At 65.1% G+C, this 14,670-nt stretch carries 10 protein-coding genes; 3 read left to right on the forward strand and 7 right to left on the reverse strand.

From position 1 onward, the window contains the following. Nucleotides 1–44 precede the first annotated feature (44 nt). Together DK366_RS09685 and DK366_RS09690 are read left to right on the forward strand one after the other, a co-directional pair. Nucleotides 45–1,145 (forward strand): uroporphyrinogen-III C-methyltransferase, encoded by a 1,101-nt coding sequence (locus DK366_RS09685; RefSeq protein ID WP_109125427.1) that lies wholly within the window; start codon nt 45–47, stop codon nt 1,143–1,145. Continuing rightward, nucleotides 1,142–2,398: a heme biosynthesis HemY N-terminal domain-containing protein gene (locus DK366_RS09690; RefSeq protein ID WP_109125349.1), complete on the forward strand. Its 1,257-nt coding sequence runs from the start codon at nt 1,142–1,144 to the stop codon at nt 2,396–2,398. The genes DK366_RS09685 and DK366_RS09690 overlap by 4 nt, the downstream gene beginning before the upstream one ends. 43 nt (nt 2,399–2,441) lie before the next feature. Here DK366_RS09690 and DK366_RS09695 read toward each other — a convergent pair whose 3' ends face one another. From DK366_RS09695 to DK366_RS09725, 7 genes are all read right to left on the reverse strand, one after another. Then, nucleotides 2,442–2,792 (reverse strand): hypothetical protein, encoded by a 351-nt coding sequence (locus DK366_RS09695; RefSeq protein ID WP_109125350.1) that lies wholly within the window; start codon nt 2,790–2,792, stop codon nt 2,442–2,444. Between the two features lie 111 nt (nt 2,793–2,903). Then, nucleotides 2,904–3,473 carry an FUSC family protein gene (locus DK366_RS09700; protein WP_109125351.1) on the reverse strand — a complete coding sequence of 190 codons (570 nt, stop codon included), beginning with the start codon at nt 3,471–3,473 and terminating at the stop codon, nt 2,904–2,906. A gap of 7 nt (nt 3,474–3,480) precedes the next feature. Beyond that, nucleotides 3,481–5,676, reverse strand: a complete 2,196-nt coding sequence (uvrD, locus tag DK366_RS09705; protein ID WP_109125352.1) for a DNA helicase II — start codon at nt 5,674–5,676, stop codon at nt 3,481–3,483. A gap of 157 nt (nt 5,677–5,833) precedes the next feature. Further along, the gene (locus DK366_RS09710) at nt 5,834–7,786 is read right to left on the reverse strand and encodes a serine hydrolase domain-containing protein (protein ID WP_109125353.1); all 1,953 of its coding nucleotides are present in this window, start codon (nt 7,784–7,786) and stop codon (nt 5,834–5,836) included. Nucleotides 7,787–7,885: 99 nt separating this feature from the next. Then, nucleotides 7,886–9,070, reverse strand: coding sequence for an FAD-dependent oxidoreductase (locus DK366_RS09715; protein ID WP_109125354.1), 1,185 nt, complete (start codon nt 9,068–9,070; stop codon nt 7,886–7,888). 91 nt (nt 9,071–9,161) lie between these two features. Further along, nucleotides 9,162–9,380, reverse strand: coding sequence for a hypothetical protein (locus DK366_RS09720; RefSeq protein ID WP_109125355.1), 219 nt, complete (start codon nt 9,378–9,380; stop codon nt 9,162–9,164). Between the two features lie 166 nt (nt 9,381–9,546). After that, nucleotides 9,547–11,160: an alpha-glucosidase family protein gene (locus DK366_RS09725; protein WP_109125356.1), complete on the reverse strand. Its 1,614-nt coding sequence runs from the start codon at nt 11,158–11,160 to the stop codon at nt 9,547–9,549. Between the two features lie 508 nt (nt 11,161–11,668). Here DK366_RS09725 and DK366_RS09730 point away from each other — a divergent pair. Further along, complete coding sequence (locus tag DK366_RS09730; RefSeq protein ID WP_157956491.1) at nt 11,669–14,557, forward strand: TonB-dependent receptor; 2,889 nt, start codon at nt 11,669–11,671, stop codon at nt 14,555–14,557. Nucleotides 14,558–14,670: the final 113 nt, after the last annotated feature.

The raw sequence follows: 14,670 nt of genomic DNA on the forward strand, positions 1-14,670 counted from the left end.
TGTTTGATGCGAGCCCCCTGCCACGGGCTGCTAGCATGTCGCGCATGAGCCAAGACGACTCCTTCCTTGATAGCGGCGCACCTGCGGGTGCGCGTCCCGAGACCTCTGCGCGCGCGCCGCGGAGCACGCCGCCGGCACGCCGTGGCAGTGGCACCCTGGGCGTGGCCCTGCTGCTGTCATTGGTCGCCATCGGTGGCGCCGGCTACGTGGGCTGGCAGCAGTGGCAACAGGAACAAGGCAATGCGGCAGGCAGCGCCGCACTGAACACCTTGCAGCAACGCGTGGACACGCTGGAAAGCGGCATCCGCGCCAGCGACAGCGAACGCAACCTGCTGCGTCAACGCCTGGGCGACGCCGACCAGGTCAACCGTTCCCTGCGCGAAGAAGTACTGAGCCAGGCCGAGCGCACGCGCAACCTCGAAGACGCGGTGGCCAAGCTGTCGGAGAAAACGCTTTCCGGCCACGACGCCATGCTGCTCGACGAAACCGAATCGCTGCTGCGCATGGCCAAGGAACGCTACGACCTGTTCCACGATGCGCAAGGCGCCATGGCCGCCTATGGCCTGGCCGACCAGGCATTGGCTGCCGTGAACGACGGCGCGTTTTCCGGCCTGCGCCAGAGCATTGGCGCGGAACGCGAAGCGCTGGGCAAGAGCCAGACGGTGAATCTGGATACCTCGCTGACCACGCTGAGCAACCTGCGTGCGTCGATGATGGAACTGCCGCTCAAGCCGCTGGACTCCGCAACCACCGGCGCCGTTTCCAGTGGCTGGTCGCGCATCACCAGCGCACTCAACGACGTGGTGAAGGTGCAACGCACGAATGGCGCACCGCTGTCCGTGGCCGACGCGCGCTTTGCGCGTGAGCTGGCATCGATCGACCTTGCACAGGCACAGGCTGCCTTGCTTGCCTCGGATCGCGATGCCTACATCGCCGCGCTCAAGCGCGCCGATGCCGGTGTGGCTGCGCAGTTCGACACCAACGCTGCGCCCGTACAGCAGGTGCGCGCGCAGCTCGCCACGTTGATGACCCATTCGCCGGGTGAAGCCGTGCAGTTGGGTGCCGCGCTCAGCGAACTGCGCAACCTGCGCGCCGTGCATGCGCTCAAGCCCGCTTCCGCCAGCACGGCCGGAGCCAAGCCATGAAGTTGTGGCGCTGGATTCTGTTGCTGGTGATCGTCGCGGCACTGGCCGCGTTCGGCTGGCACTGGGTTGCTGAAGACCCGGGCTACGTGATGGTGCAACTGCGTGGCTGGCAGGCCGAGACCACGGTGGTTGCCGCACTCGTCATCCTGTTGCTGGCCTGGGCGGTGCTCAGTGCCGTGTGGTTCGCGGTGCGCTGGCCGTTTGGTGCGCTCACGCGCCGTCACCGTCGGCTGAGCCGCAAGAAGATGGGCGAAGGTCTGCTGGCGCTGATGGAAGGTCGGCACGGCGACGCCGAGCGCGATCTGCATCGCGCATCGCGCCTTGATGCCCTGCGCGGTCCGGCATTACTGGCCGCGGCGGAGGCCGCGTCCCGTCGCGGTGAAAACAGCCGGGCGCTTACCACGCTCGACGAAGCCGCCCAGGTGGCACCGCGTCCCGCGCGTGTCTTGCGCGCACGCGTGCTGCGCCGCGAAGGTCGTCCGTCCGAAGCGGTCAACCTGCTCGCCGCCGATGCCGATGCCGGCAACCTCACGCCCGGTGGCTGGCGCGAACTGGCGCTTGCAGGGCTCGCCAGCGGCGACACGCGCCGTGCGCGGCAGTCGCTGGAACCCCTTCAGAAAAGCGGTGCGCTGGGCTCGAAAAGTTTCGCTGCCCTGGAAGCACAGGTGCTCGCCGCGTCGCTGCGCAGCGCACCGGATGCCGCCGCGCTCAACACGCTGTGGTCGCAATTGCCCAAGACCCAACGCCGGGTTCCGGCGGCCATCGACGCGTACGCACGACAGGCCGCCGCCTTCGGCATGGTGTTGCCGGCCATGGACGAAGTGGAATCGGCGGTACGCCGCGAATGGTCGCCACTGCTGGTCGAAACCTACGGCGCGCTCGGCGGCGAAGACATCGAAGCGCGGCTGCGTCGTGCCGAGTCGTGGCTGGACGCGCATCCCAACGATGCCGCGCTGCTGTTGACGCTCGGTCGCATGTGCGTGCGGCAGGGCTTGTGGGGCAAGGCCGCGCAATACCTGGAACGTTCGCTGGCGCTCGTGCCCAGCAGCGGCGCGTGGGAAGCGTTGGGCGATGTGCATGCCGGTCAGGGCGACGCCGCGCTGGCCCAGCGTTGCTATCGCAATGCGCTGGCGCTTGCACGCGGCGAGGCCGTCGAACCGCTGCCGCAGAACGCGCGTTCCACGCGCCTGGATACGCGTCCCATCGCCGTGGAAGAGCGCAGCGAGCACGGCGTGCCGCGCCTGCCGGAATAAAGCCGCGCTCCCGCCATCCCCGGCGCCTTGGCCGGGGTGGCGATCAGCTGGCCGATATCGCCCAGGTGATGAATCCGGCATTGACCGCCGTGAACACCAGCGACACCAGGAAGATGGCGTCGGCGGTTCGTTCCAGCCGGTGATTGCGCTTCTGGTTGCGTGTGCGCAAGGCCCAGTAGGAAAGCAGGCAGGAAGCCAGATACAGCATGGAGTTGACGGCCAGCAGGTCGTCGCCCAGCAAATCCTCCTTGCGCAGCGAGATCACCACGCGAAGGATGCCGATGACGGTGAGGCATACGCCCACCATCGCGGCCGACGCGGTGAAGATGTGCACGCAGATGTCGTGGTCCAGGCGCGCGCGGCTGTTGGTTTCGGTGGTGGTGTCGGTCGTCATGACTGAAGGCCTGCATCGAAAGCCGTTGGATGGCTGAAGATTGGGAGAACCCTGCGAAGCCGCTGGTTCCCGTCGAACCTTCCTGCGTTTAGCGGCCAGATGATAAGCGGCTCAGTCCGTCGGCCGCACCCACCAGCGCTGCACGCGCTCGGCGGCGACGACCACCACCAGTGCGCAAGCGATGCCCAGCGCCACCTGGCCCACGCGTTCCAGCGCAATCAGCCAGAACGAGCCCGCGTGCGGAACCAGCATGATGATGGTGGTGGTGACGCCGCTCAGTCGCGCAGCCACGCCCAGCCCAACGGCCCAGCAGACCGTGACGGCCACGACGATGGCGATTGCATACGAACCGTATTGTTCGCCCAGTGCCAGGGTGGCGCTGAAGCCGGCGACGCTGCCGACGAACGCGCCGATGATCTGGTCGCGTGATGAAGTGCGTGTATCCAGATAGCTCTGTTGCGTCACCGCGATGGCGGTAAGCGCGGCCCAGAAGGCTTGCTGCGCGTGCAGCAGCAGCCCCAGGCCGTAAGCGGCGCTGGCGGCGATGAGCGCCAACGACGCCAGCCACAACCCCTGCATCAATCGATGCGTCAAGGGCAGCTGGCGATACATCGTGGCCAGCCCCTGCTGCACGTCGAGCAATCGACGCAGATTTTCGCGCAGGGACGGCCGTTCGCTCATGGTCGGCTCACAACGGTGTCAGGTTGGCATACGCGTAAACCAGCCACTTGCTGCCGCTGCTGGAGAAGTTCACCTGGATGCGCATGTGCGCACCGCTGCCTTCCGCACTCACCACCGTGCCTTCGCCGAAACTCGGGTGGCTTACGCGCTGGCCAAGCTTCAACGGCATGCTTTCTTCCAGCGAGATCGAGCCGCTGTTCGGGCGTGCGCCGTACAGCGGTCGGCTCACCTGCACGCGCGGGCGGACTTCGTCGATGAGTTCCGGGGGAATTTCCGCCAGGAATCGCGACGGCCGCGCCAGCATTTCCACGCCGTGCATGCGGCGCGATTCGGCGTGGGTAATGAACAGGCGTTCGCGCGCACGCGTGATGCCCACATAGGCAAGGCGACGCTCTTCTTCCAGGCGGCCTTCGTCTTCCACGGAGCGCTGGCTCGGGAACAGGCCTTCTTCCATGCCCACCAGGAACACCACCGGGAATTCCAGGCCCTTGGCCGAGTGCAGCGTCATCAACTGCACGCAGTCGTCCCAGGCTTCGCCCTGGCCTTCGCCGGCTTCCAGCGCGGCGTGCGAAAGGAACGCCGCCAGTTCGCTCAAGCCCGCTTCTTCGTCATCGGGCGTCAGCTCGAAACGGCTGGCCACGTTGACCAGTTCGTCCAGGTTTTCCACGCGCGATTCGGCGTTGCCGCGGCTGTCCTTCTCGTAGAAGTCGCGCAGGCCCGTGTGGCTGATGGCGTGGTCGATCTGTTCGGCCAGGGCCAGTGCATCGCCCACGCCCGTGCCGGCAAAGGCGCGCGCCATGTCCTCGATCATGGTGAGGAAGGCCTTTACCGCGTTCTTTGCGCGGCCGGCCAGTTCACTGCCACCGCTAAGTTCGCTCAGCGCCGCTTCCCACATCGAGCTGCTTTCGGCGCGCGCGCGACGACGCAGCACGTCGAGCGTGCGGTCGCCGATGCCGCGCGGTGGCGTGTTCACGGCGCGCTCGAACGCGGCATCGTCCTGGCGGTTGGACGAGAGGCGCAGATACGCCAGCGCATCCTTGATTTCCGCGCGATCGAAGAAGCGCTGTCCGCCGTACACGCGAAAGCGGATGTCCCGCTGCATCAGCTGTTCTTCGAAGTTGCGCGACTGCGCGTTGGAGCGATAGAGAATGGCGATGTCGCGCGCTTCGCCATGTTCGGCGACGTACTCGCGGATGCGTTCCACCACGAAACGCGCTTCGTCCTGCTCGTTGTACGCGGCGTACAGCGCGATGCGCTCGCCTTCGCCGCCATCGGTCCACAACTGTTTGCCCAGGCGTCCGCCGTTGCGCGCGATCACGCTGTTGGCGGCCTTGAGGATGGTCGAAGTGGAGCGGTAGTTCTGTTCCAGCTTGATGGTCTTGGCGCCCGGGAAATCGCGCAGGAACTGCTGCACGTTTTCCACTTTTGCGCCGCGCCAGCCGTAGATGGCCTGGTCGTCGTCGCCCACCACGAACACCTGGCCGGTCTGGCCGGCGAGCACGCGAATCCACGCGTACTGCAACGTGTTGGTGTCCTGGAACTCGTCGATCAGCAGGTAGCGCCAGCGGTCGCGGTAGTGCTCGAGAATCGCCGGGTTGTGCAGCCACAGTTCGTGCGCGCGCAGCAGCAGTTCGGCGAAGTCGACCAGGCCCGCGCGGCGGCAGGCTTCTTCATACGCCTGGTAGATCTGCACCATGGTGCGCGTCATCGGATGATCGCGATGCTCGATGCTGTCCGCGCGCTTGCCTTCATCCTTCCACTGGTTGATCTGCCAGGTGGCCTGGCGCGGCGGAAAGCGCGCTTCGTCCAGGCCGAGGCCGGCGATTACGCGCTTGATGATGCGCTGCTGGTCGTCGGCATCGAGAATCTGGAACGCTTCCGGCAGGCCGGCTTCACGCCAGTGACGACGCAGCAGGCGATGCGCGATGCCGTGGAACGTGCCCACGGTCAGGCCTTGCGTGCCGCCGGGAATCAGCTGGTCCAGTCGCGCGCGCATTTCGCCCGCGGCCTTGTTGGTGAAGGTGACGGCGAGAATCGACCATGGCGACAGGCCCATGACCTGCGTGAGCCAGCCGATGCGGTGGGTGAGGACGCGCGTCTTGCCGGAGCCGGCGCCTGCGAGCACGAGGTAGTTGCCGGGCGGGGCGCAGACGGCTTCGCGCTGCGCGTCGTTGAGCTTGTCGATCAGGTGGGAGACATCCATCCTGCCTATTGTAGCGGGCAGGGCTGTGCAGGTCCTGAGACCCGCCGCATCCCCTGTAGGAGCGCACTTGTGCGCGACCACTGCGCCACGGTGGTGCCAAGGCCCGCTCGCCTTGCCGGTCGCGCACAAGTGCGCTCCTACAGGGTCCTGGTGGTGGCTAGTAGTGGAGTCCGGGGCTCAACAGGTGCCAGCAGGCGATGAACGCGATGGCCAAAAGGCACGCCAGCAACAGGATCGAACCGCTGAGGCGGCGCCACCAGCTGCCACTGCGCCATGCCCGCCAGGTTTCCACGGCCACGGCCACCGAGCCCAGTACGGCGAGGATGCCGATCAGGTGCAGCAGGCGCAGGCGCGTATCCAACTCAGGCATGCCCAGGCGCGGCAGCATCAGGCACCAGCCACCGGCAAACATCAGGAACAGCACCGCCGTAAGGCGACTCAGGCGATACCAGCGTGCTTCCGCGTCGACCAGCGCTGGCGATGCGGGGCGGCGCTGCAGCAACGCAACGATGGGCCACGACAACGCGATCAGCGCGAACACCACCAGCAGTGCGAGCACGAACGTGCCGATCTGGGCGGGCGTCCAACCGGTCGCGGGCAGGTAGACGCGCACAGGCGCCAGCGCGTCGGTGGACAGCATGCTCACCTTGCCGTCGTGCACGACGGCGCCAAGCTGGCGGCCGGTGGCGTCGTCGAGCCACACGTACGGCTTGATCTCGCGCCAGTGCGCCGCGCCGAACATCGGCGTGACCAGTGAACCGTCGGCAGCCATGCTGATGGACGAGGTCGCCAGCGCGTCGCGCAGGGCAAGCACATTGCTGCGCGAGGTGACGCTGGGCATATAGCGGCCAACGAGTTGCGCGGAGTGCGCCTTGTCCGTGGCCAGCGTTGCCGGCTTCAGCTGCGGCAGCGGCGGAAAATAGCGATCCGCAAAGCCCGTCACGATGGTCCGCAACAGCGGCGAAGCGTTGCCACCGCCCGTGGCGATGAAGATGCCGGTGTGATGATCGGGGAAGAGCGCAAGCAGACTGTGGAAGCCGTCGATGTCGCCGCCGTGGCCTAGGATCGGCTGACCGTTCCAGTCCATGCGCACAAAGCCCAGCGCCATGCCCGGCAACCCGGGAATGATGGCCCGCTGGTAGTCCTGCATCTGCTTCACCGTGGCCTGTTCAAGCAATTGCGCATTGCCCGATCGCCCGTACTGCAGATGCGCCACCATGAAACGCGCCATGTCCTCGCCACTGCTCGACAACGCGCCTGCGGGCACCGCGGTGCGCAGCTCGAAAGCATGCGGTGGCGTGCCGGGCTTGCCGTAGAAAGGCATCACGTCGGCTTGTAGCGTTGATGGCAGCGGCTGGCGGAAGCTGGCGTGCTTCATCTCCAGCGGTTCAAGGATGTGCCGCGCCATGTAGTCGTTGAATGGCTGTCCGGATACGCGCTGCACGATGTAACCCGCCAACGCCGCGCCGTAACTGGAATACGCGGGCACGGTGCCTGCCGGATAGATGCGCTCCGGCACCCACGACTTCACCCAGGCGTCGTACGGCATCAATCCGGCGGGCGAGAGTGCGTAGCGGTTCTTCTCCACGTCTTCAAAGCCCGCGGTGTGCGTCATCAGGTCACGCAGCGTCACCGGCTTGCCGTCACGTGGTGGCACGATGAAGTCGAGATAGCGGTTGATGTCCGCATCAAGGTCAAGCTTGTGCTTCTCGACCAGCTGCATCACCGCCGTCCAGGTGAATAGCTTGGAGATGGAGGCCACGCGGAACAGGGTGGTGGCGGGAGCGACCGGCTTCTTCGCCTCCGCATCGGCGTAGCCGTAGCCTTTGGACAGCACGATCTCACCGTCCTTCACCACCACCACGACGGCTCCGGTCACGGCGCCCTTCTGCATCACGCCGCCCATCTCGCCATCGAGCCACGTTTGCACGTCGCTGGCGCTGAGGTCAGCAGCACCGAGTTGGGTGACCGTCGCGTGCTTGGTTTCCGGCAGCGGCTTGATCTCAATGGGCGCCTGCGCCCAAAGCAGGGCGGGAAGCAGCATCAAGGCAACGGTCGCTGCGCGAATACGCCATGGGAACCGGCTCGCGTTGGATGCGGCGGCAAGCATGCAGAACTCCTTGAAGCAGTGACAGCGTGGCGGACGACAAGTATGACGCGCGCCACTTTGCCCGGCGTCTGCGTCGCGTCAACGCGCGTCAGGTGCCTTTCAGCTCGAACCGTGGGTTGCGTCGCGTTTCATCCGGGCCATCACGTCCGCCAGCTCACGCACGGCAGCCTCGGAAACCTCGCGGTGTGGCGTGACGTCGGCATTGTTGAAATTGCCGGGATCGCCGGTGACCTGCACCATGATGCCGTCGCTACGCGGCACCACGCTCAGGTTGTCCAGGCGCAATCCATAGGTGACTTCCGGCTGCGGGATCAGCCGTGCCGTCTGGCCGCGCACGGGAATCACCGACTCGTCGCCGAACAACGCACGTGAGCCGTAACCGGTGGCATTGACCAGCGTGTGTTCGGGCAATTGTTGCAGTTGCTCGACGTGCTCGAACTCGCGGATGTCGATCTTGCCGCCCGCCGCCTGATACTCGTTCATCAGGTAATTGGCGTAGCTGGAAATGTTGAACATCAGCGTGGTGTAGCGGCGCACATGCGGCTCGGGGAACGGATGATTGCCCGGCGACAGCTCCACCGGGCGCGGCGTGAGATCGCGCACGCGGCTGGCAAAGTCGCCGTATTCGGGTTCATCCGGCACATCGCCGTGGAACTTGCCGAAAGGCATGTCCGACAGCGAATAGCCGTCGATCCATTCGATCGGTTGCCCCGGCAGGCCGAGCAGGCTCTGGTAACGCGCGTAGGAAATGCGCGTCATCATTTCCCAGCGGTCGGCGAGCGCCGGTGCATGGGCGGCATCGCAGATGCGCGAGTCGGGCGTCCACAGTCCGGACGCACGCATGGAGAACACATCCGGCGGCAGCGCCTTGGCGTAGATGCGGGTCTGCAAGCCGGCGCGTTGCGCCAGCAGCGCCGTGGTGAGGCCGATGGCACCGCAGCCGATCACGCCGAGGTCTTTGGCGCCTGATGCTTGCACCATCTGCAGCGCCAGCGTTCCCGAACCCCACGACAGCGACCAGCCGCTGCCACCGTGCCCGTAGTTGTGCACGATGGTCTTGTTGCCGAGCTTCTGCGTTTCGATGCGCGGGCCTTCCGCGCGGAACGGACGCGTGCACACGTACACGCCGGTGATGCGGTCGGTGCTGGCGCGGATGGGCGCCAGCGACAACCCCTGCGTCGCCGTCGCCGTCCGTGGCGGTTGCGCCGCGCATCCGGCAAGCCCTGCGGTGGAGGCCACGGCGAGCGTGGCACCAGCCTGGCGCAGGAATTGGCGTCGTTCCATGGTGATCCCGGGGAAGGGTGAGGCCCGGGAAGCTTACACGCTCGTCATTCCTGCTCGTCACTCCGGCCAGCGCCGGAATGACGAAAGGGCATCAGCCCTTCTTGAGGAATCCACCCAGTGCCAGCAGCGCGCCGACCACCACGCCGGCAATACCCACCCACTGCGGCAACGCCTTGTCGTGCGTGGCGCTGACCTTGGCCGAGCCGATCTGCACGAGGGTGTCGGTGGTCTGGTAGCTGCCATGGCCTGCCAGCACGTAGATGCCGCCGGCCAGCAGAAGGACACCGAGAATGATCAGCACTGCACGCATGGAAAGCTCCTTGGATGAATGGACAGGGCGAAGAATCGCAGGGACGCGTCACGCCGTTGTGAAATCGCGCCAAGTCATTGACGCGCCATCATGGGAGCAGGGGTAAAGAAAAGTCGACGGCGGCGCGAGGGGAGTGCGACCGCCGTCGAGGGAGATAACCGGGAATTCAGTCCACGCGCGCGAACAGCGCGCCGTGGCCGGGCAGTTGGATGCCTGAATCGGTGGCGGAGCCCTGGCTCAGGCCGTGGCCATTCACCAGCGTGAGCTTGCCCGTGGCCAGCGGCAGTTCCACCGCCTGCCTGGACAGGTTGAACGCCACCAGCAAGGTGTCGTCGCCATGCTTGCGGGTGAAGGCGAGCACGGGTTCGGGCGTGTCGATGAACTGGATGTCGCCCCAGCGCAGCGCCGGCTGCGTCTTGCGCCAGGCCATGAAGTGGCGGAAGCCATTGAGCGCGGAATCGGGCGTGGCGTCCTGCAGGGTCACAGCCAGTGCGCGGTGTTCCGCAGGTACGGGAAGCCACGGTTCGCCCACGCTGAAGCCGGCGTTGATGCCGCCGCTCCAGGGCATCGGCGTGCGGCATCCGTCGCGACCCTTGAAGGTCGGCCAGAAGGTGATGCCGTACGGATCCTGCAGCGATTCGAACGGCACGTCCGCTTCGGTGAGGCCCAGTTCTTCGCCCTGGTACACGCACACGGAACCACGCAGCGAGCACACCATCGCGCTCAGCAGGTTGGCCAGCTTGCCCGACGCATCGCCATTGCCCCAGCGGGTGAGCACCCGCGACACGTCGTGATTGGAAATGGCCCAGCACGGCCAGCCTTCCAGCATCTGCGCTTCAAGGTTGCGCACCGTGCCGCGGATGTAGTCCGCGCTGAAATCGTCGGTGAGCAGCTCGAAGCTGTAGCCCATGTGCAGGCGGCCGTGCTGCGTGTATTCGGCCGTGGTGGCAAGCGAGTCTTCCGACGAGATTTCGCCGATGGCAGCGACGTCTTCGTACTGGTCCATCAACGCACGCAGGTCTTCCAGGAACGCGATGTTCTCGGGCTGCGTGTTGTTGTAGTAGTGGTACTGGAACGCGTACGGATTGTCCGGGCTGAAGCCGCGACCCACGCGCTTGTCTTCCGGCTTGGGCGGGTTGTCGCGCAGCTGAAGGTCGTGGAAACAGAAGTTGATGGCGTCCAGGCGCAGGCCGTTGACGCCCTTGTCCAGCCAGAACTTCACCTCGTCGAGCACCGCACGGCGCACGTCGGGGTTGTGATAGTTCAGATCCGGCTGCGAGGTCAGGAAGTTGTGCAGGTAGTACTGGCCGCGGCGCGGCTCCCACTGCCACGCGCAACCGCCGAACAGCGACAGCCAATTGTTGGGCGGCGTGCCGTCGTCCTTGGCGTCGGCCCACACGTACCAGTCGGCCTTGGGATTGTCGCGGCTCTCGCGGCTTTCCTTGAACCATGCGTGCTCCACCGAGGTGTGGCTGAGCACCTGGTCGATCATTACCTTCAGCCCAAGCTTGTGAGCCTTGGCCAGCAGGCGGTCGAAATCGTCGTTGGTGCCGAACATGGGGTCGACTTCGCGGTAATCCGCAATGTCGTAACCGAAGTCGGCCATGGGCGAGCGGAAGAACGGCGAGATCCAGATGGCGTCCACGCCCAGGCTCGAGACGTAGTCGAGCCTGTCCACGATGCCCGGCAGGTCACCGACGCCATCGCCATTGGTGTCCATGAAGCTGCGTGGATAGATCTGGTAGGTGACGGCTCCGCGCCACCACGGTGCTTCACTCATTTGCTCGATTCCCGTTCCCGCCCGTTATGCGCACGCGTCGAAGGCTCAAGGCCGAGCAAAGCGCGGGGGCAGCTTAAAGGCAGAGTGCGAAGCGGACGCTTCGTTTGCATACGTATTCAAAAAATCGCGATATTGCGATGCAGCAGCGCGCAGGAACACTCGTTTGCCACGAGGGAAACTTGCGGCGCACAACCTGCGTCGATGGGTGGAAAACCGCGACGCCATCCGCTTTCCCCTGAAAAAGGCGCGCAGCCGGCATGCGGATGCGATACGAAGCCGTGAGACGCGCACCCATTAGAATTTTGTCAAAGGTGCACAAAAAAACGCCCCTATGAATACGTATGCATAGGCGTGTCCGGCATTTTTTGCAGCCCTACCATGGCCGCCACGCGACGGGGCCCTCCGAACTATTCGGCTTGCACTGGCGCGTAGCCCGCAGCGTCTGTGGGGACGACTGCGGCAACTACAAAACCAAAGATGAAGTGCAAACCCGTGGGAGGGGAAGACGGTGGAACTGAAACGTAATGTGCTGGCCTTGGCGCTGGCTTCCGGTCTGTGTTTCACGGCCGGTATTCAAGCGATGCCGACCGATGCGGGCGCGAACGCGAACGCCACGCCTGCCACCGCCGACGGCGCTGCGCAGGACACGACTGCCCAGCAGGCGCAGCCGACCGACGCGAACGGCAAGCCCAAGCAGACGCAGGATCAGCAGCTGGCCAAGAGCCTCTCCACCATCACGGTGACGGGCTACAACCAGAGCGTGGAAAAGTCGGTTGACTACCAGCGCTACTCGGACACCATCACCAACGTCATCACCTCCGCTGATATCGGCGGCCTGCCGGACCAGTCCATCGCCGACGCGCTGACGCGTCTGCCGGGCGTGTCGGCCGAGCGCATCGCCGGTCAGGCGTCGCAGATCAACATCCGCGGCCTCTCGGGCAACTTCATCCAGACGACCCTCGACGGTCGTGAGCAGCCGTCCACCAGCGGCAGCAACTACATCCAGTTCGACCAGTACCCGTCCGAGCTGATCAACATGGCGACGGTGTACAAGTCGTCCCAGGCGTCCTTGGTCACCGGCGGCGTGGGCGGCACCATCGCGATGGAAACGGCGAATCCGCTGAACGCGCCGAAGGACCAGAACCTCAATATCGACGCGCGCGGCAGCTACGACGGCCAGGCGCACGACGTGAGCGGCGCCAATGCACTGGGCTACCGCCTGAGCGCGGCCTACCAGGGCAAGTTCCTCGACAACACGCTGGGCATCGGCCTGGGCGTGGCGCAGATGTACCAGCCGCATGTGTCCGAGCAGTTCGTGGGCGAAGCCTCCGACGGCAACCTGTACACGGTTGCCAACGGCCAGCAGGGTTACCTGCCGGAAGGCATCCAGCTGCAGCAGAACGGCGGTGAAGAACGTCGCACCGGCGAGATCGCCACCATCGTGTGGAAGCCGACCGACGAACTGCAGATCACTGGCGACGGTTTCTACTCGAAGTTCAAGAACGAGTCGTTCGGCTACGGCTTCCGCTCGCAGAACATGTATGGCAACCAGGCCACCATCACCAATCCGGTGTGGAGTTCGCTGGGCACGCTGATCGGCGGTACGGTGAGCGGCGATGGCACCACGCAGTTCTCCAACGAAACCACGGCCGACAACTACTCCACCACCACCAGCATTTTCTCCGGTGGCCTGAACGCCAAGTGGAACCACGACAACTGGCACGTCGAGGCCGACGCCTCGCTGTCGCACGCTTCCAGCAACGAGATCAACGTGGACACCACGGCTGATCCGTACACGGGTCTTGGCACGGCCAACCCGCAGCTGATGGCGCAGTCGATGAATTTCCAGCTGCGCGGCACGCAGATCGGTACGGCGCAGTTCGCCAACCCGGGCCTGTACACCAACCTCAACGACATGGGCCTGTCGCGCTACGGTGTGTATCCGTACATCTACCACGACAAGATGAAGGCCTTCCGTACCAGCGTGAAGTACGACCTGCCCAACAGCTCGTGGCTGTCGGCGATCGAAGCTGGTTTCTACATGAACAACCACACGTACAACGCCGATCGCGAGGCGTACGTGTACGGTTCGGAGTGGAACACCTCGCCGGTCGCGGGCGAGCCGCCGCTGTCCATCCCGGCCAGCGCCGCCAAGGTCACATGCTGGAAGGGCAAGTTCTCCGGCTTCCCGTGCTTCCTGACGCTCAATGGTCCGGCCATCCTGGCGGCCCATGGCATTACCGCCAACCCGGTGAAGAACATCACCGACCAGAGCTGGACGTACATCCAGAGCGGCGAAGTCGACGAGAAGACGCGTGACATCTTCCTGATGGGCGATATCGACGCGCAGAACGTGTTCGGTCACGAACTGACCGGCAACTTCGGCATCCGCGTGTCGCACCAGTCGCAGTACAGCACGGGCCTGCAGCAGGTCGGCAACGGTGCGGGCATCCCGATCACCGACGGCAACGGCAACACCAGCTCCGACTACGCGCCGCAGACCATCGGCAAGACCTACACCGACTACCTGCCGTCGGTGAACCTGGTCTATCACCTGACCGATGACGACCAGATGCGCTTCTCGGCCGCCAAGGTGCTGTCGCGTCCGCCGATCGACAAGATGCTCGCGGGCTCCGGCTCGTGGGTGTCCGACGGCCAGTACAACGTGTGGGGCGGTACCAGCCCGCTGCTCGATCCGCTGCGCGCCACGCAGTACGACCTGGACTACGAACACTACTTCGACGATTCCACCGGTGCCCTCACGGCCGGCGTGTTCTTCAAGGACGTGAAGTCGTTCATCCAGCAGGTGACGTACAACAACTACGACTTCGCCAACGCCGGCATCACGGTGCCGATCGATCCGACCACCGGCAAGCCGTACCTCAACGGCGAATTCCAGACGGCGTACAACGCCAAGGGTGGCCTGGTGAAGGGCCTGGAACTGTCCGGCACGAAGACCAAGTTCCTGCCGGGCATCTGGTCGGGCCTGGGCGTGCAGGCGAACTTCGCGCTGACCGACAGCACCGTGCGCAACCCGACCAACCTCGGTGGCCCGACCACCTATGTCGGCCTGCCGGGCTTGTCCAAGCGGGTGGCCAGTGCGGCCGTGTTCTACGACTACGGTCCGTTCTCGGCACGTCTGTCGGGCAACTACCGCTCGTCGTTCCTGTCCGACACGCAGATCGCCGTATCGAACCAGCTGGTGACGTTCGCCGCCGAAACGGTGTACGACTTCCAGGCTTCGTACAACATCACCGATCAGTTCAAGGTGGTGTACCAGATGCTCAACCTGACGAACCAGCCGACCAAGACGTACTTCGGCGGTAACCCGCAGCAGACCGGTACGATCCAGTACTTCGGACGCACCAGCTACCTCGGCGTCGAGTTCAAGCTGTAAACCACGAATCGCGCCGGCTTCCGCAAGGAGCCGGCGCGATGCTTTTGGGTGTCGCGCTTTCCGCGTGACGCTCGCACACCGCGAGGCCCGGCGTGGCGGTCACCGGTCCGAAG

The organism is Dyella sp. C11, assembly GCF_003121485.1.
GTDB lineage: Bacteria > Pseudomonadota > Gammaproteobacteria > Xanthomonadales > Rhodanobacteraceae > Dyella.